This window comes from Novosphingobium sp. (assembly GCF_040398825.1).
Classification (GTDB): domain Bacteria; phylum Pseudomonadota; class Alphaproteobacteria; order Sphingomonadales; family Sphingomonadaceae; genus Novosphingobium.
The window spans coordinates 18,759-34,791 of the sequence record NZ_JBBATI010000003.1 but is presented as its reverse complement, the minus strand read 5'-3'; the positions used below and the strand labels follow the sequence as shown (position 1 = coordinate 34,791).

Annotated in this window: 17 protein-coding genes; 11 read left to right on the top strand and 6 right to left on the bottom strand. The window is 63.6% G+C overall.

The genetic code is table 11. The features are described 5' to 3' along the window. Window positions 1-77: 77 nt before the first annotated feature. Window positions 78-1,310 (bottom strand): cytochrome P450, encoded by a 1,233-nt coding sequence (locus tag ABWP89_RS02540; RefSeq protein ID WP_353226965.1) that lies wholly within the window; start codon window positions 1,308-1,310, stop codon window positions 78-80. Between the two features lie 196 nt (window positions 1,311-1,506). Between ABWP89_RS02540 and ABWP89_RS02535 the strand changes: the two genes are divergently transcribed. Then, on the top strand, window positions 1,507-1,914 hold the full coding sequence (locus tag ABWP89_RS02535) for a GFA family protein (RefSeq protein ID WP_353226963.1): 408 nt from the start codon (window positions 1,507-1,509) through the stop codon (window positions 1,912-1,914). Window positions 1,915-1,977: 63 nt separating this feature from the next. Here ABWP89_RS02535 and ABWP89_RS02530 read toward each other — a convergent pair whose 3' ends face one another. The 4 genes from ABWP89_RS02530 to ABWP89_RS02515 all read right to left on the bottom strand — a co-directional run bounded on the left by ABWP89_RS02530 (window position 1,978) and on the right by ABWP89_RS02515 (window position 4,512). After that, on the bottom strand, window positions 1,978-2,265 hold the full coding sequence (locus ABWP89_RS02530) for a hypothetical protein (RefSeq protein ID WP_353226962.1): 288 nt from the start codon (window positions 2,263-2,265) through the stop codon (window positions 1,978-1,980). 197 nt (window positions 2,266-2,462) lie between these two features. Beyond that, the gene (locus ABWP89_RS02525; protein WP_353226961.1) at window positions 2,463-2,951 is read right to left on the bottom strand and encodes a cupin domain-containing protein; all 489 of its coding nucleotides are present in this window, start codon (window positions 2,949-2,951) and stop codon (window positions 2,463-2,465) included. After that, a complete protein-coding gene (gene dapD, locus ABWP89_RS02520; RefSeq protein WP_353226960.1) occupies window positions 2,948-3,784 on the bottom strand; it encodes a 2,3,4,5-tetrahydropyridine-2,6-dicarboxylate N-succinyltransferase in 837 nt (278 codons plus the stop codon). The genes ABWP89_RS02525 and dapD overlap by 4 nt, the downstream gene beginning before the upstream one ends. A gap of 38 nt (window positions 3,785-3,822) precedes the next feature. After that, on the bottom strand, window positions 3,823-4,512 hold the full coding sequence (locus ABWP89_RS02515) for a pyrimidine 5'-nucleotidase (RefSeq protein ID WP_353226958.1): 690 nt from the start codon (window positions 4,510-4,512) through the stop codon (window positions 3,823-3,825). A 55-nt stretch (window positions 4,513-4,567) separates the two neighbouring features. Between ABWP89_RS02515 and rnhB the strand changes: the two genes are divergently transcribed. From rnhB to folP, 3 genes are all read left to right on the top strand, one after another. After that, on the top strand, window positions 4,568-5,179 hold the full coding sequence (gene rnhB / locus ABWP89_RS02510) for a ribonuclease HII (protein ID WP_353226957.1): 612 nt from the start codon (window positions 4,568-4,570) through the stop codon (window positions 5,177-5,179). Window positions 5,180-5,381: 202 nt separating this feature from the next. Continuing rightward, on the top strand, window positions 5,382-6,512 hold the full coding sequence (locus ABWP89_RS02505; RefSeq protein WP_353226955.1) for a site-specific DNA-methyltransferase: 1,131 nt from the start codon (window positions 5,382-5,384) through the stop codon (window positions 6,510-6,512). Window positions 6,513-6,693: 181 nt separating this feature from the next. Next, on the top strand, window positions 6,694-7,806 hold the full coding sequence (gene folP, locus ABWP89_RS02500; protein WP_353226953.1) for a dihydropteroate synthase: 1,113 nt from the start codon (window positions 6,694-6,696) through the stop codon (window positions 7,804-7,806). Window positions 7,807-7,844: 38 nt separating this feature from the next. On the opposite strand, the gene ABWP89_RS02495 is transcribed toward folP, so the two are convergent. Beyond that, window positions 7,845-9,263 (bottom strand): sigma-54-dependent transcriptional regulator, encoded by a 1,419-nt coding sequence (locus ABWP89_RS02495; RefSeq protein ID WP_353226951.1) that lies wholly within the window; start codon window positions 9,261-9,263, stop codon window positions 7,845-7,847. Between the two features lie 235 nt (window positions 9,264-9,498). Between ABWP89_RS02495 and ABWP89_RS02490 the strand changes: the two genes are divergently transcribed. From ABWP89_RS02490 to ABWP89_RS02460, 7 genes are all read left to right on the top strand, one after another. Then, complete coding sequence (locus ABWP89_RS02490; protein ID WP_353226950.1) at window positions 9,499-9,621, top strand: hypothetical protein; 123 nt, start codon at window positions 9,499-9,501, stop codon at window positions 9,619-9,621. Window positions 9,622-9,644: 23 nt separating this feature from the next. Then, the gene (locus tag ABWP89_RS02485) at window positions 9,645-10,763 is read left to right on the top strand and encodes an NAD(P) transhydrogenase subunit alpha (RefSeq protein WP_353227190.1); all 1,119 of its coding nucleotides are present in this window, start codon (window positions 9,645-9,647) and stop codon (window positions 10,761-10,763) included. 15 nt (window positions 10,764-10,778) lie between these two features. After that, entirely contained in the window at window positions 10,779-11,063 is a 285-nt protein-coding gene (locus tag ABWP89_RS02480) for an NAD(P) transhydrogenase subunit alpha part 2 (protein ID WP_353226949.1), read from the top strand. Then, window positions 11,063-12,478 carry an NAD(P)(+) transhydrogenase (Re/Si-specific) subunit beta gene (locus tag ABWP89_RS02475; protein WP_353226948.1) on the top strand — a complete coding sequence of 472 codons (1,416 nt, stop codon included), beginning with the start codon at window positions 11,063-11,065 and terminating at the stop codon, window positions 12,476-12,478. The genes ABWP89_RS02480 and ABWP89_RS02475 overlap by 1 nt, the downstream gene beginning before the upstream one ends. A gap of 35 nt (window positions 12,479-12,513) precedes the next feature. Beyond that, window positions 12,514-13,680 carry a deoxyguanosinetriphosphate triphosphohydrolase gene (locus tag ABWP89_RS02470; protein ID WP_353226947.1) on the top strand — a complete coding sequence of 389 codons (1,167 nt, stop codon included), beginning with the start codon at window positions 12,514-12,516 and terminating at the stop codon, window positions 13,678-13,680. Continuing rightward, window positions 13,673-14,362: an NAD(P)H-binding protein gene (locus tag ABWP89_RS02465; protein WP_353226945.1), complete on the top strand. Its 690-nt coding sequence runs from the start codon at window positions 13,673-13,675 to the stop codon at window positions 14,360-14,362. The genes ABWP89_RS02470 and ABWP89_RS02465 overlap by 8 nt, the downstream gene beginning before the upstream one ends. A gap of 114 nt (window positions 14,363-14,476) precedes the next feature. Further along, window positions 14,477-16,033, top strand: coding sequence for a long-chain-fatty-acid--CoA ligase (locus ABWP89_RS02460; protein ID WP_353226944.1), 1,557 nt, complete (start codon window positions 14,477-14,479; stop codon window positions 16,031-16,033).

The window sequence follows — 16,033 nt, the reverse complement described above, 5'->3', positions numbered from 1 at the left end:
AAGGCGTTGAAAGCTGCGTAGCATGGACGCCGGGGGGGGGCCGCCCCCTGTCAACCAACGCCCAGTGGAACAAATTGTTATTCTCGAATGATTTGCACCGGCATCTGGGTAAACCCATGCAGGAATGAACTGGCCAGCCGCGTCGGTTCACCTTGTGGTACGACGCGAATGCGCTGGGAGACCAATTCCTCGATCAGCGTGGCCAGCTGGACTTCGGCCAGGCGCGCACCCACGCAGCGGTGCGACCCGTGGCCAAAACCAAGGTGGCGCCGGGCGTTGTCGCGCGTCACATCAAAACGTTCGGCATCGGCAAACACGGTTTCGTCGCGGTTGGCGGAAATATACCACATCACCACTTTTTCGCCGGCGCGGATGGTCTGCCCGTGCAGGGTGTAATCGGCAGTGGCGGTGCGGCGCATATGCGTCACCGGTGATTGCCAGCGCACAATCTCCTGCGCGGCATTGGCGATCAGCGATGGATCGGCGCGCAGGATATCCAGCTGCGCAGGATAGCGCGCCAGCGCCTCCACCAATCCGGCCATCGAATTGCGCGTGGTATCGTTGCCTGCCACCACCAGCAGTGCCAGATTGCTGATGCGTTCAAACGGGTTCAGATTGCCCATCGCGGTGCTGTGCACCATGCGGGACAACAGGTCATCGCTGGGCGGGCGCTGGCGTCGGTCATCCATCAGCGCATCGAACCGTACCAGCATCCGTTGCATTTCGGCCAGAAATCGCTGGTTGTAATCGGCATCACGGTCTGGTTGCACATTGCTGGCCCAGTCGGACCACAGTTTCAGATCGGCGCGTTCGTCCCACGGAAAATCGAACAGCACGCACAACATGCCGATGGTCAGCGGGATCGCCACGTCGTTGACCCAGCAAAACGTTTCACCCACCGGCAACCGGGCGATCAGTTCGTGCGTGCGCTGGCGCACCAGGGCATCGGCCTTGACCATCTGGCTGGGGCTGAACGCAGGCGCCACCACCTTGCGCTGTTCGGTATGGCCGGGCGCATCCATCGCGATGAAATTGGCCAGGCTGGTTTCGGGCGGGGTATCGGCGATGGTGATGTTGCCCAGCGCGTGGCTGCTGGAAAATACCTGCGGGGCCAGTTCGACCTCCATCACCGGGGCATGGGTGACCACCGACCAATAGGCGCCAAACGGGCTTTGCGGGCACCAGCTGACCGGCATTTTCGCGCGCAGCCGTGCAAACGGTTCGCGCCAGGTGTCATCGGTATACAGCGCATTCTGGCTGACATCGAACGGGTTGATCGCGCGGGTTGCGTCGGGTGCGGTTGTGGCCATGGCTGTGCTTTCAGGCGGATTGCGGGTGGGCGCAGGTTTCACCGACTATCCTTAATCATGCGATTAATGTCCAGACCCCGCCTGGACGGATTGGCGCGCGCCACTGGCGAGCCCCTGGCGCAGGGCCTGACGACAAACTTGCCCTTGCCATGCTGTCGGCGCAGACTGGCGTCATAACAAACTGAAGGGGGTGAGGATGAGCGACACAAGAACCGGCGGCTGCCTGTGCGGGGCGGTGCGCTACACGGTGAACGGCGCGCCGCTGATGAGTGGTGTGTGCCACTGCAAGAATTGCCAGCGCCAGGCGGGAAGCGCGTGGTCGATGCTGATTGGCGTCATGACTGACGCGCTGTCAATCAGCGGAGAGCCCAAAACCTATATCGACCAAGGTGACAGCGGTGCGGCGGTGCATCGCCAGTTCTGCGCGACCTGCGGATCGCCGCTGTTTTCGCTGCCAGAGGCGATGCCGGGCATGGTGTTCATCAAGGCCGGGACGCTGGACGATACCGCAGACTTTGCGCCGACAGCGCAATACTATCTCAAAAGCAAGCAGGCGTGGGTGGATTTGCCCGGCATTCCTGGCTTTGAAGCCTTGCCCGGCTGACGCTGCCTGACGCGAAAACGGCCCCCGCGCAATGCGCAGGGGCCGTTTGCAAAGGCCAACCGATCAGTTGGTGGCGTCGATGCCCAGCGTTTTCACTTCGGCCAGGTCAAATTCGACCGGCTTGTTGTTGAACGTGCCGGTCACGGTCTTTTTGTGGATGTGCAGTTCAAACGGAACCTTGCCGGCATAGGCGGTGCCGCGCACAACCTTGTCGCCATTGGCGTCTTCGGTGGTGTAGTTGTATTCCACGCCCTTGTGGGTGAACTTTGCCGCGTCATCATTGGCGGCCAGCGCCATGGTCGGGGCAACAGCAACGAGCAACGTGGCGGCGATCAGTGAAGTCTTGAACATGGCGTTACTCCTCGACCAGGCAGGGCGAACCCGCGATCACCGGATCAGGGATATCCGGTTGCGTTCTGGTGTGAGCACCCATTTATGCTGCAGCTGCGAAGTCGCAAATGCTTTCCACGCGCCAGCGATTGCGCAAAATGCACTTTAATTGAAATACATTGATTTAATAAGGAGCAATTTGAAACCTATCCCGGTTCCTACCCACTATGGCAGGCAGCACCTGCGTCATTTACCCGCAGCGGCTGGCCCGGCGACCACTCCGGCGGGGCCAATTCAAACCCAGCAAACACAAACCCGGGCATGACTGCGCACGATACCAGCGCATAACCATGCGATCCCGCGCATGGGCGTGCCGCCTGCCAGTGCCCGGGCGGGACAATCGCCTGCAACTGGTCACCGGCCAGCGGATCGGGGCCCAGCGTTGCAGTCCGGACAGGGCCTGCATCGTCCGCTGCGATTTCCAGATCCAGCCGGTCGCCGCCCTGCCAGCACCACACTTCGTGCGCATCGACCCGGTGCCAATGCGAACTCTGGGTGGATTCAAGCAGGAAATGAATCAGCGTGCCCGCCGCGCGCGCAGGCGACGGGGTGCCGGCCGGCGGATCGGCACGCCAGGTTTCGCGAAACCATCCGCCTTCGGGATGCGGCGCAAGGTCCAGCGCGGCGATCAGTTCCGCCGCGGTCAATCGCGCAACAGTTCGTTGATGGCGGTCTTGCTGCGGGTCTGCGCATCGACCGTCTTGACGATCACCGCGCAATAGAGCGACGGCCCTGGCGAACCATCGGGCAGGGGCTTGCCCGGCAGCGATCCCGGCACGACCACTGCATAGGGCGGCACCCGGCCAATATGCACTTCACCGGTGGCACGATCGATGATCTTGGTCGATGCGCCCAGGAACACCCCCATCGACAGCACTGCGCCGGTGCCGACAATCACGCCCTCTGCCACTTCCGACCGCGCGCCCACGAACGCGCCATCTTCGATGATCACCGGGCCGGCCTGCAGCGGTTCCAGCACGCCGCCAATGCCGGCGCCGCCCGAAATGTGCACGTTTTTGCCGATTTGCGCGCAGGATCCGATCGTGGCCCAGGTATCGACCATCGTGCCTTCATCGACAAACGCGCCGATGTTGACGAAACTGGGCATCAGCACCACGCCTTTGGCAATATAGGCGCCGCGCCGCGCCACTGCACCCGGTACCACCCGAAACCCGGCATCGCGAAAGCGGTTTTCGCCCCAGCCGGCAAATTTGGATGGCACTTTGTCGAACGCCGGCGCACCCGCGGCGCCGCCATCGACCAGCACATTGTCGTTCAGGCGGAATGACAGTAGCACCGCCTTTTTCAGCCACTGGTTGACGCGCCATTCGCCATCGACCGGTTCGGCCGCGCGGGCTTTGCCACTGTCGAGCAGATCGAGTGCGGCATCGACCAGTTCGCGCACATCGGCGCTGGCCGGGGTGACAGCGGCGCGGTTTTCCCATGCGGCATCGATCGCGGCGGCAAGCTGGTCGGTCATCGCAACATTTTCCTGAACGGTTGGTATTGCCGCTGCGACTAGCCCAGCCGGCGCGCCTGGGCAAGTTCGCCTGCGACGGCGTCCAGCCAGGTGGGCATGTCATCGATCTGCACGTCGATCGCCGTATCATCCTTGGCGCGGTCGCCCCATTCGGTGGCCATGTCGATCCACACCGTCTGCATGCCGATCGCCTTGGCCGGGGGCAGGTTGCGCGCGGTATCCTCGACAAACACTGCGCGTGCCGGATCAATGCCGAAATGGGCGATCAGCCCGGCATAGGCGTGCATTTCCGGCTTTGGCCGGTATTCCATCGCGTGGATATCCCACACGCCTTCAAAACAATCGGCAATGCCCAGCGCATCCAGCGCGCGCGCGGCATAAGTGGCATCGGCGTTGGTAAAGATCAGCCGGCGCCCCGGCAGTGCCATCAACCGGTCGGCCAGCCGTGGCGCATCGGCCAGCACCGACATGTCGACCGCGTGCACATAGTCGAGGAATTCGCGCGGATTGACCGCATGGTAATGCATCAGCCCGGCCAGCGTGGTGCCATGATCGTGGAAATACAGTTTCTGCACGCGTCGCGCCTCGTCCAGATCGCACCCCAGCAATTCGGCGATGAACCGCCCCATCAGCACATCGATCTGGCTGAACAGGTTGACGCGGCTGGGATACAGCGTGTTGTCCAGATCGAATATCCAGCAATCGACGCGGGTGGGATCAAACGGCATGCGTGAGGGATCTTTGCTTGATGAGTGCGGATGACGCGCGATAGAGGTCGTGGCCGTGTCCTGTCCAATCATCTTGCGTGCAAACGGCCTGATCATCGGGGTTGATGAAGCCGGGCGCGGGCCGCTGGCCGGGCCGGTGGTGGCCGCCGCAGTCGTGCTGGGGGCAGGGGCGCCAGATGGCCTGGCGGATTCAAAGGTATTGTCGGCGCGGCGGCGGGCGGTGCTTGATCCCCTGATCCGCGCCACCTGCCGCTGGGGCATTGGCCTGGTCGACGCCGAAGAGATCGACCGGATCAACATCTTTGCGGCGACGATGCAGGCGATGACCATGGCCGTCGCCGCGCTGGTGGGTGCGGATGATGAGGTGGCGGTGGTGCTGATCGATGGCAACATGACCCCGCACGGGCGTCATCCCGACTGGCGCTGGCCGGCGCGCGCGATCGTGGGTGGTGATGCCAGCGAACCCGCCATTTCGGCCGCGTCGATCGTGGCAAAGCAGCACCGCGATGCGATCATGCACGCCGCGGCGCAGCAATGGCCGATGTATGGCTGGGACCGCAACGCCGGTTATGGCACGCGCGAACATCTTGCTGCGCTGCAACGCCACGGCCCGTGCCCACTGCACCGACGCAGCTTTCGCCCGGTGGCCGAATCTTTACGGACCTGATCGCGCCGATATTTTTTTGTTCCGGCCGGCCCACAAGATGTGGCGTGCCGAACCGGGCCCTGGCCACAAGATATGGCGCACGGACTCGTTCCGTTCCCGTTTTGGATTCAGTGCGACTCGTGGATTCACCGCGAGTCGAGGCTTGACGGCGAGTCCCGGATGATTCAGAATCGACGCCATTGCAGCGAAAGGCACGGGCGTCATGACAGTTCTGGTAAAAGAGCGGACACCGCGTGCCCGTGCCATCCCCGCGCCAGCCTGCCCGCTGCCGCTCAATCAGATCCTGCGCGGCGATTGTATCGAAGCGATGCGTGCACTGCCGTCGGCATCGATCGACATGATTTTTGCCGATCCGCCGTACAACCTGCAACTGGGCGGCGATCTGGCGCGCCCCGATGGCAGCGCGGTCGATGCCGTAACCAACGACTGGGACAAGTTCACCAGCTTTGCCACGTACGATACGTTTACCCGCGAATGGCTGACCCAGGCGCACCGCCTGCTGAAACCCGATGGATCGATCTGGGTGATCGGCAGCTATCACAACATCTTTCGCGTGGGCGCGCTGTTGCAGGACATGGGGTTCTGGATTTTGAACGACATCGTCTGGCGCAAGGCCAACCCGATGCCCAATTTCAAGGGCACGCGGTTCACCAACGCGCACGAAACGCTGATCTGGGCATCGAAAAGCGAAAAATCGAAATACACCTTCAACTATCGCGCGATGAAAACGCTGAACGACGAACTGCAGATGCGGTCTGACTGGGTGCTGCCGATCTGTTCCGGCGCCGAACGTATCCGCAAGGACGGCACCAAAGCCCACCCCACGCAAAAGCCGGAGGCGTTGTTGTACCGCGTGCTGCTGGCCACCACCAATCCGGGCGATGTCGTGCTCGATCCGTTCTTTGGCACCGGCACCACCGGCGCGGTGGCCAAACGGCTGGGCCGCGACTGGATCGGCTGCGAACGCGAAGCCGACTATATCGCGGTGGCCGAGGAACGCATCGCGATGGCGCTGCCGCTGGATGAAACCGCGCTGAAAACGATGCAAAGCCGCCGCACCGCGCGCCGCGTGGCGTTTGGTCAACTGGTAGAGGCAGGTTGGATCACCCCTGGCGCCCGGCTGTCTGACCGCAAGGGGCTGTTCATTGCCCATGTGCGCGCCGATGGATCGATCGATGCCGGCGCCGGGCCAGGATCGATCCATGGTGTGGGCGCGGCGGTGCAGACCGCGCCATCGTGCAACGGCTGGACATTCTGGCATGTCGAACACGAGGGCGCGATCAAGCCGCTGGATGCACTGCGGCAATTGTACCTGCTGGCGACCGAGGATTGATGGCAGTGCTGCATTCCGATTGCTTGCCAAACAAAACCGGTTTCGCTCATCCTGAGCCTGTCGAAGGACACGCGCGACGGTTGTTCCCGGTGATTGGGGCCTGGATTTGTGCGCGTCCTTCGACAGGCTCAGGACGAGCGGGCCCAGTGTGGGATCACACCCAAAATTCGCGCGTTCCGGCATGACCGACCAAATCTATATCCGCCCGATTGCGCTGGCAGAAAGCCCGCAAAGCGAACTGGGCGAAGTGGTGCGGCTGGGGGGAAGCCTGTGCTGGGCCAGCCGCTTTGCGCTGATCCGGCGGAGCAATGGCCGCGTCGTCGCGCGACAACGCCTGGGCGTAAACGATGTGCCCGCCGCAATCGCTGCGCTGCCCGATGCGCTGGCGGCAGAGGCCACCATGCAATGGCATGACCTGGCGCGGGCGCATCCCCCGCTGGTATGTGGCCCGCGCGTGCTGCGGCTGGATCAGCCGGTGGTGATGGGCATTTTGAACGTTACCCCCGACAGTTTTTCCGATGGCGGCAAATTCCTCGACAAGCCCGATGCCGCGCTCGACCATGCGCATGCCATGCTCGCGGCCGGCGCGGCGATCATCGATGTCGGCGGCGAATCCACCCGCCCCGGCGCGGCGGCGGTGTGGGAAGGTGATGAGGAACGCCGGGTGGTGCCGGTGATCGAAAACCTGGCGCGCGCCGGCGCGGCAATTTCAATCGACAGCCGGCGCGCCAGCGTGATTGGCGCTGCGCTGCGGGCCGGCGCGCATATCGTCAACGATGTGTCGGCGATGCGCCACGACCCGCGCACGATGGCGCTGGTGGCGCAAAGCGGCGTGCCCGTGGTGCTGATGCATGCACCCGGCGACGCCAGCGACCTGCATGCCGATGGTGAATACCGCGATGTCGCGCTCGATGTGTTCGATGCCTTGCGCGAACGGCGCGATGCGGCGTTGGCGGCAGGGATCGCGCGGCATAACATCCTGATCGATCCCGGTATCGGCTTTGGCAAAACGCTGGCCGAAAACCTGATCCTGATCAACGCATTGCCCTTGCTGCTCGCGCTGGGTCAACCGATCCTGTTTGGCGCCAGCCGCAAACGCATGATCGGCGCGCTGGCGGGCGAAGTGCCGGCGCACAAACGCATGCCGGGATCACTGGCGCTGGCCATGCGTGCGGTGGACAGCGGCGCGCATGTGTTGCGCGTGCACGATGTGCCTGAAACCGTGCAGGCGGTGCAGGTGTGGCGCGGCCTGCGCGATGCGGCATTGACCGATTTCAGCCAGATTGTGGATTAATCGGCTTGGTCCGACACTGTCGTGTCGGACCAAGCCGATCAGGCCGCGTTGTCGATGCCCAGTTCCGACAGTTTGCGATAGAGCGTCGATCGGCCAATCCCCAGCCGCCGCGCGACTTCGGTCATGCGCCCGCGATAATGCCCGATCGCCAGCCGGATCACATCGGCCTCGATATCTTCCAGCGGGCGCAGATTGCCGTCGGGGCCAAACAGCAGGACCCCGGCGCCATCGCTGATCGGCTGATGCACCCGCGCGGTTTCGCCCAGCAGGTTGGCCAGTCGGGGAAAATCCTGCGCGGTCAGCGCTTCGCCATCGCAGAATACCGCAGCGCGAAACAGCGTGGCCTGCAACTGGCGGACATTGCCCGGCCAGTCATAGGCCGCCAGCAGCGACAGCGCCCCATCGGTAATGCCCAGCGGCCGCAGCCCCGGCTGTTCGCCGATCCGCGCCAGAAAGTGCCGCGCCAGCGCGGGAATATCGCCCACGCGTTCACGCAGGGTGGGCAGGCGGACCTGGTTGATCGACAGCCGCGCCAGCAGATCCGGGTCAAACAGCCCGGCCTCCGCCAGATCCTTCAGCGGCACGTTGCTGCACATGAACAGCCGCACATCCAGCCGGAACGAATGACGCGCGCCAATCGGCTGCACATCGCCGCGCGCAATGAATTGCGCCAGCCGTTCCTGCACTGGCAGCGGCAGGCGGTCGATTTCGTCGATCACCAGCGTCCCGCCATCGGCATGCTGCAACGCGCCGACCAGCCGTTCAAACGCGCCGGCAAAGGCACCCTTTTCGTGGCCGAACAGCACGGATTCGATCTGGTTGGGCGGTATGCCCCCGGCGTTGATGATCCGCAGCGGCAGCTTTGCCCGCGGGGATGCCGCCTGCATCGCGCGCACCAGCATTTCCTTGCCCGTGCCACTTTCGCCCTCGATCAGGATATGGGCGTGGGTCCGCGCCGCTTTGGCCGCCACCGCCAGCGCGGTGCGGAATGACGATGTTGCGCCGATCATCGAATCGAAATCCAGCGCTGCGCCCAGCTTTTCGGTCAGCGGATGCAGTTCGGAACTTTGCACTTCGGGTGCGGTCGCGGCGCGCAGGGCCTGGATCAGCCGATCGGGCGCAACCGGCTTGATCAGGTAATCGGTCGCGCCGGCACGCATCGCCTCTACCGCCAGCAGCGGCGAAGAACTGGTGGTGATCATCAGGATCGGCAGCGCCGGGCGCCGCGCCTTCAATTCGGAAATCAGGTCGCAGGCGGCTTCACCCGGCACCCATTGATCCAGGATGATCGCGCCCAGCCGCATGCCCTGGCGCGTGCCGAGCATGGCAATCGCGGTTTCCGAATCGCGCGCCACAATCGTGCGCCACCCTTCGCGCGCGGCCAGCGCCGACACGAGCCGGATCTGCGCCGGTTCGTCATCGATCAGCATCAACAGGCGATCTTCGATGTCAGACATTCGCCATCCGGTCCGTTTCCCGCGCGCCAGAACCGAAAACACGCGAAATTTCGCGGTTCGATACCGACCTTGTCGTGAACGCTTACGCCCAAGTGGGTAAAAACCGGATTAAAGCCGCGAAAGTCGCTTGACGCTTGAGCATGGTGGATGGGATCGATAGAGGGGCGTCAGGACCGTCGGCAACGACGGGCAGGGGATCAACAATTTGCGCAAGCAATTTTAAGGGGTGTTTGACATGGCATCGGCAAACGACATGAAGGCCGCGCGCGCGACCTATGACGGGTTTATTGGTCTGATCAAGATTTCGGTTCCGGTGATCATTCTGATCACCGCGTTTGTCGTGTTCCTGATTCACTGATCGCGCGCAGCGTGGCACAGCCGATCGAAATCGCCGTCCTGGCCGAACGGGCGCAGGGTGAAACCCGCGTTTCCGCAACCCCGGAAACGGTCAAAAAGCTGATCGCGCTGGGCGCTGCGGTTACGGTCGAGACCGGTGCCGGCCTTAACGCATCGATCGCCGATGCCGACTATGTGGCGGCGGGCGCGCGCATTGCGACGACCGGCGCGGCGCAAGGCGCGGACATCGTGTTCGGCGTGCAAGGGCCGGAACCGGACCTGCTGACCGGCGCAAAGCCCGGCGCATGGGTGGTGGCCGGGCTTGATCCGTTTGGGCATCGTGATCGCGTGGACGCCTATGCGGCCGCCGGGCTTGAGGCGCTGGCGATGGAATTCATGCCGCGCATTACCCGCGCGCAATCGATGGACATCCTGTCTAGCCAGGCCAACCTGGCCGGGTACAAGGCGGTAATGATCGCCGCCAACCTGTATGGCCGCGCCTTTCCGATGATGATGACCGCCGCCGGCACCGTCAGCGCGGCCAAGGCATTCGTGATGGGCGTGGGCGTTGCCGGCCTGCAGGCGATCGCCACCGCACGCCGGCTGGGCGCGCAAGTGTCGGCCACCGACGTGCGATCGGCCACCAGGGAACAGATCCAGTCGCTGGGCGCCAAGCCGATCTTCGTGGAAAATGTCGCAGGCATCGAGGGTGAGGGCGCGGGCGGCTATGCCACCGAAATGAGCCCCGAATACCAGGCCGCACAGGCCGCGCTGGTGTCCAGCCATATCGCCAAGCAGGACATCGTGATCACCACCGCGCTGATCCCGGGCCGGCCTGCGCCGCGCCTGATTTCGGACGCGCAGATTGCAACGATGAAACCGGGCAGCGTGATCTATGACCTCGCGGTCGCCCAGGGCGGCAATGTCGAAGGATCGGTGCCCGACCAGGTGGTGGAAATCCATGGGGTCAAAGTGGTGGGTTACAGCAACACACCCGCGCAATTGCCCGCCGATACCTCGGCGCTGTTTGCCCGCAACCTGTACAATTTCCTCAACGCGTTCTGGGACAAGGAACAAGGCCGCCCGGTGCTGGACGAGGAAATCGGCAACGCCATCCGCCTGACCCACGGCGGCAAAGTGGTCCACGAGCGGCTGCTCGGTTAAAAGGAGCGACACGCCATGGACTTCGTTTCTATTTTGTCGATTTTCGTGATGGCCTGTTTTGTGGGCTATTACGTGGTGTGGTCGGTCACCCCGGCCTTGCACACGCCGCTGATGGCGGTGACCAACGCGATTTCTTCGGTGATCGTGGTGGGCGCGCTGATTGCCGGGGCGGCGCAAGGGTCGGCCGTTTCGAAATGGCTGGGGCTGCTGGCGGTGGTGCTGGCCAGCGTCAACATTTTCGGCGGCTTTGCCGTGACCGAGCGGATGCTGGCGATGTATAAAAAGAAGGACAAGAAGTGATGGGGGGGGATGCCATTTCTTCAGCCTGGGTCGCGCTGGCTTATCTGATTGCGGGCGTATTGTTCATCATGGCGCTGCGCGGGCTGTCGAGCCCCGCATCATCGCGTTCGGGCAACCGCTATGGCATGATCGGCATGACCATCGCTATGGTTACCACGCTGGTGACTCATGGCCTTGCCAGCTTGCCGGAAATCGCCGGAGCCATTGCGATCGGCGGCAGCGTCGGCTTTTTCACCGCGCGCCGGATCAAGATGACCGACATGCCGCAACTGGTCGCTGCGTTCCACTCGCTGGTCGGGCTGGCGGCGGTGCTGGTGGGCTGGGCCGCTTATCTCAATCCGGCAGCATTCGGCATTCTTGAAGCGGGGCATATTGCCGCGCACAGTCGCGTCGAAATGGGTCTGGGCATTGCCATTGGCGCGATCACTTTTTCCGGATCAGTTATCGCGTTTCTGAAACTGGCCGGCAAGATGAGCGGTTCGCCGATCATGCTGCCAGGGCGCCATGCGCTCAATCTGGGCACATTGGCGCTGATCATCGGGCTGGTCGGCTGGTTTACCCAGGTGGAAGACTTGTGGGTGATCGCGGCGGTAACCGCGCTGTCGTTTGCGATCGGTTTTCTGCTGATCATCCCGATTGGCGGGGCGGATATGCCGGTGGTCGTGTCGATGCTCAATTCCTATTCGGGCTGGGCGGCGGCGGCGATGGGCTTTACGCTCAACAACACCGCGATGATCATCACCGGCGCGCTGGTGGGGTCATCGGGCGCGATCCTGTCGTACATCATGTGCAAGGCGATGAACCGGTCGTTCCTGTCGGTGATCGCCGGCGGCTTTGGCGCCGATGCCGGGGCTGCCAGCGGTGGCCCGGCCAAGGAACAGCGGCCATGGAAACGTGGCAGCGCCGAAGACGCCGCCTACATCATGAAAGAGGCGGAAAACGTCATCATCATCCCCGGTTACGGCATGGCGGTCAGCCAGGCGCAGCATGCCTTGCGCGAAATGGGTGACCAGCTGAAATCGCACGGGGTCAATGTGAAATACGCGATCCACCCGGTCGCCGGCCGCATGCCCGGGCACATGAACGTGCTGCTTGCAGAGGCCAACGTGCCCTATGACGAAGTGTTCGAACTGGAAGACATCAACGGCGAATTTGCGCAGGCCGATGTCGCCTTCATCATAGGCGCCAACGACGTGGTCAATCCGGCGGCCAAGACCGACAAATCATCGCCGATCTATGGCATGCCGGTGTTTGATGTGGACAAGGCCAAGACGATCTTTTTCATCAAGCGCAGCATGGGCGGGGTTGGTTATGCCGGCGTCGACAACGATGTGTTCTATATGGACCAGACCATGATGCTGCTGGCCGACGCCAAGAAGATGGTCGAAGACATCAACAAGGCTTTGGCGCACTGATGCGCGGAACCACGGCCGCGTCCTGATTGCTGGCAATGGTGCTTGCCCCCTATGCCAGCGATCCGGACCGGTCGCGCGGGCGTGAATTCGCGCTGGAATCTGCCAGCGCACGCGGCCCGCGCAGCGCATTTCAGCGCGATCGCGACCGTATCATCCATTCGATCGCGTTTCGCCGGCTGCGCCACAAGACGCAGGTGTTTGTTGCCCCCGATGGTGATCATTACCGCGTCCGTCTGACCCACAGTCTGGAAGTGGCGCAGATCGGCCGGGTGATCGCCCGCGCGCTGGGTTTGAACGAAGACCTGACCGAGGCGCTGTGCCTGGCGCACGATATCGGCCACCCCCCGTTTGGCCATGCGGGTGAGGATGCGTTGCAGGCCGCGCTGGCCGATCACGGCGGGTTTGATCACAATGCCAATACCCTGCGCGTGCTGATGCGGCTGGACAGTCCATATATTGAACATGACGGGCTGAACCTGACGTGGGACACGCTGGAGGGGCTGGCCAAGCATAATGGGCCGATCACGCGCGTGCCCTGGGCGCTGGCAGAACTGGACGCCGCATTCCCGCTCGATCTGCACAGCCACGCCTCGCTTGAAGCGCAGGTGGCGGCGATTTCCGACGATATCGCCTATGACAACCACGATATCGATGATGGGTTGCGCGCGGGGTTCCTGACGCTGGATCACTTGCTGGAACTGCCGGCATTGGCAGAGCAGTGGTATGCGATCGAGGCGCGCTTTCCCGCTGCCCCGCGCGACCGGCTGTTGCGTGAACTGGTGCGCGGGCAGATCGGCGCGATGGTCAACGATGTGCTGGCGGAAACGCGTGCACGCATCACCGCCAGTGGTGTGGACAGCGCCGACGCCGTGCGCGCCGTTGGGCATACCATATGCGGTTTTTCAGCCACCATGCGCGGTCAGGAACGCGTGCTGAAAAATTTCATGTACGCGCGGCTCTATCTTCACCCCGAACAGGTCGCCGCGGCCGATGCCGCGCGTGACGTCATCGCACGGCTTTATGCTGCCTATGCTGCCGATCCCGCGCTGCTGCCGGTGACGTGGCAGGCACAATTGCCCGGCAGTGATCCGGCGCGCGCACGCATGATCGCAGACTATATCGCCGGGATGACCGACCGGTTCGCCATCGAACAGTTCACCCGCCTGACCGGGGAAAGCCCCAGGGGACTGCGCAATGTCTGATTGTCCGCCTGTACCGCTGCTGCTGGTGGGGGCGACCGGGCTGGTCGGCAGCGCGGTAATCGCCGCTACCGCACACCATCACGATGTGCAGCTGGCCGCGCTGGCCCGGCGAGAGGCGGCGCTGCCATCGGGCGCGCGGTTGGAAATGCTGGTGGCCGATCCCGCCGAATGGCCCCTGGCGATCACTCGCGCCCGGCCCGCCGTGCTGGCGATCGCGCTGGGCACGACCATTGCAGCCGAAGGCGGCGACCGGCAGGCATTCAGGGGTGTCGATCATGATCTGGTGCTGGCAGTGGCAAAGGCGGCACGCAGCGCGGGTACCCGGCAAGTGATCCTGGTATCGTCGGTCGGCGCCGACCCGGATTCGCGCAATTTTTACCTGTCGGTCAAGGGCGAGGCAGAGGCCGCGCTGAACGCCCTGAATTTTCCGCGGTTTGATATTCTACGTCCGGGTCTGCTGCGCGGGGCGCGGGGCGGGGCGCGGCGCCCGGTGGAACGCATGATGCAGATCATCGCACCGTTGATCGATCCGCTGTTGCGCGGGCGCTGGGCCGCCTATCGCTCGGTCCATGCGCGTGAAATGGCGGCGGCGATCCTGGCGCTGGCCGGGGCGCCAGGGCGGGGCCGGCATGGGCATGCCACGCCCGATATCCGTCGCCTGGCGCGGCAGCTGTCTGCGTAAATCGCACTTCCGAAAACAATCGGGCTTGCGCTTCGCGGCGATCGACTTAACCATTTGATTAACCGCCGGGCTGCTGCCGATTTGCGCATGCCCGGTCACGAAATGGGAGTGGGCATGCGCGAAACTGCGGGTTTTTTGACGTTCGATGCGTTTTTTCGCCACTGGGCGGCCGAACGCGGCGACGCGATCGCGCACCAGGAGGGGGACCGCACCACCACCTTTGCCGAAATGGAGCTGCGTTCCCGGCAGATCGCCGCGCTGCTGGGTGATCTTGGCGTCAAAAAGGGTGACCGCATCGCCTGGGTCGGTAAAAATGCCGATATCTATTTTCAGCTGTTCTATGCTGCGGCGCGCATTGGTGTGGTCATGGCGCCGATCGGCTGGCGACTGGCACCGGCCGAAATCGCCTATATCCTGAACGACACCCGTGCGCGCGTGGTCTTTGCCGGGCAGGGGTTTGGCGATGTGGTCAGGGCGATGGCCGACGAAATTCCGACGATCGCGCACGTGCTGGATGAAGAAGCGGCGCGCGTTGCCATCGATGCCGCGCCCGCGATCGATATCATTGCCGCCGCGCCGGATGACGCCGCGTTGCAGCTGTATACCTCGGGCACCACCGGCCATCCCAAGGGCGCGGTATTGTGCCAGCGCAATTTCTTTGGCCTGCGCAAACCGGCGCTGGAGGCCGGCTTGCCATGGGCCGAATGGGACACCGATGAGGCGATCCTGGTGTGCATGCCGTGTGCGCATATCGGCGGCACGGGGTTGGGGGTGATGGCGTTCAGCGGCGGCGTGCGCGCGATCATCCAGCCCGAATTCACCGCAGAGGGCGCCCTGCGCGGGGTGGCGCAGGGGATCACGCGGTTTTTCATCGTGCCGGCCGCGTTGCAGATGCTGGTGCATCACCCACTGGCGCAGGACGCCGATTTTACCCGGCTGAAATATGTGCTGTACGGCGCCGCGCCGATCCCGCTCGATCTGTTGCGTGAGGCGGTCAGCGCCATCCCCAATGCGCAGTTCATGCAATGCTATGGCATGACCGAAACCACCGGCACCATCTGTGTGTTGCCACCATCAGACCACGATATGGCCGGCAATGCGCGGATGCGGTCGGCCGGCCACGCCCTGCCGGGGGTAGAGGTGCGCATCGTCGATGCCGCGGGCAGTGAATTGCCGCGCGGCGCAGTGGGCGAGATTGAAACCCGCAGTTCCAACAACATGCTGCAATACTGGAACCTGCCCGATGCCACCGCCAGGACGATGAACGCCGAAGGCTGGGTGCGCACCGGCGATGCCGCCTATATGGACGCGGATGGTTATGTGTTCATCCAGGACCGGATCAAGGACATGATCATTTCGGGCGGCGAAAACATCTATCCGGCCGAGGTCGAAAGCGCGATCTATGGCCACCCGGATGTGGCCGAAGTCGCGGTGATCGGCGTGCCCGACGCCAAATGGGGGGAGGCGGTGAAGGCCTGCGTGGTCGCCAAACCCGGCCACGTGATCGATCCCGATAACGTGATCGCCTGGGCCCGCACGCGCATTGCCGGGTTCAAGGTGCCCAAAACGATCGACGTGATCGCCGCCCTGCCGCGCAATCCCACGGGCAAAGTAATGCGGCGCACGTTGCGCGAACCCTATTGGGCGGCGATGGAACGGCAGGTCAACTGA

What these genes read in the sequence shown, in the direction of transcription:
- ABWP89_RS02540 (WP_353226965.1), bottom strand. Translation starts at nt 1,310, where the DNA reads ATGGCCACAACCGCACCCGACGCAACCCGCGCGATCAACCCGTTCGAT.
- ABWP89_RS02535 (WP_353226963.1), top strand. Translation starts at nt 1,507, where the DNA reads ATGAGCGACACAAGAACCGGCGGCTGCCTGTGCGGGGCGGTGCGCTAC.
- ABWP89_RS02530 (WP_353226962.1), bottom strand. Translation starts at nt 2,265, where the DNA reads ATGTTCAAGACTTCACTGATCGCCGCCACGTTGCTCGTTGCTGTTGCC.
- dapD (WP_353226960.1), bottom strand. Translation starts at nt 3,784, where the DNA reads ATGACCGACCAGCTTGCCGCCGCGATCGATGCCGCATGGGAAAACCGC.
- ABWP89_RS02515 (WP_353226958.1), bottom strand. Translation starts at nt 4,512, where the DNA reads ATGCCGTTTGATCCCACCCGCGTCGATTGCTGGATATTCGATCTGGAC.
- ABWP89_RS02505 (WP_353226955.1), top strand. Translation starts at nt 5,382, where the DNA reads ATGACAGTTCTGGTAAAAGAGCGGACACCGCGTGCCCGTGCCATCCCC.
- folP (WP_353226953.1), top strand. Translation starts at nt 6,694, where the DNA reads ATGACCGACCAAATCTATATCCGCCCGATTGCGCTGGCAGAAAGCCCG.
- ABWP89_RS02495 (WP_353226951.1), bottom strand. Translation starts at nt 9,263, where the DNA reads ATGTCTGACATCGAAGATCGCCTGTTGATGCTGATCGATGACGAACCG.
- ABWP89_RS02490 (WP_353226950.1), top strand. Translation starts at nt 9,499, where the DNA reads ATGGCATCGGCAAACGACATGAAGGCCGCGCGCGCGACCTATGACGGG.
- ABWP89_RS02480 (WP_353226949.1), top strand. Translation starts at nt 10,779, where the DNA reads ATGGACTTCGTTTCTATTTTGTCGATTTTCGTGATGGCCTGTTTTGTG.
- ABWP89_RS02475 (WP_353226948.1), top strand. Translation starts at nt 11,063, where the DNA reads ATGGGGGGGGATGCCATTTCTTCAGCCTGGGTCGCGCTGGCTTATCTG.
- ABWP89_RS02470 (WP_353226947.1), top strand. Translation starts at nt 12,514, where the DNA reads ATGGTGCTTGCCCCCTATGCCAGCGATCCGGACCGGTCGCGCGGGCGT.
- ABWP89_RS02465 (WP_353226945.1), top strand. Translation starts at nt 13,673, where the DNA reads ATGTCTGATTGTCCGCCTGTACCGCTGCTGCTGGTGGGGGCGACCGGG.
- ABWP89_RS02460 (WP_353226944.1), top strand. Translation starts at nt 14,477, where the DNA reads ATGCGCGAAACTGCGGGTTTTTTGACGTTCGATGCGTTTTTTCGCCAC.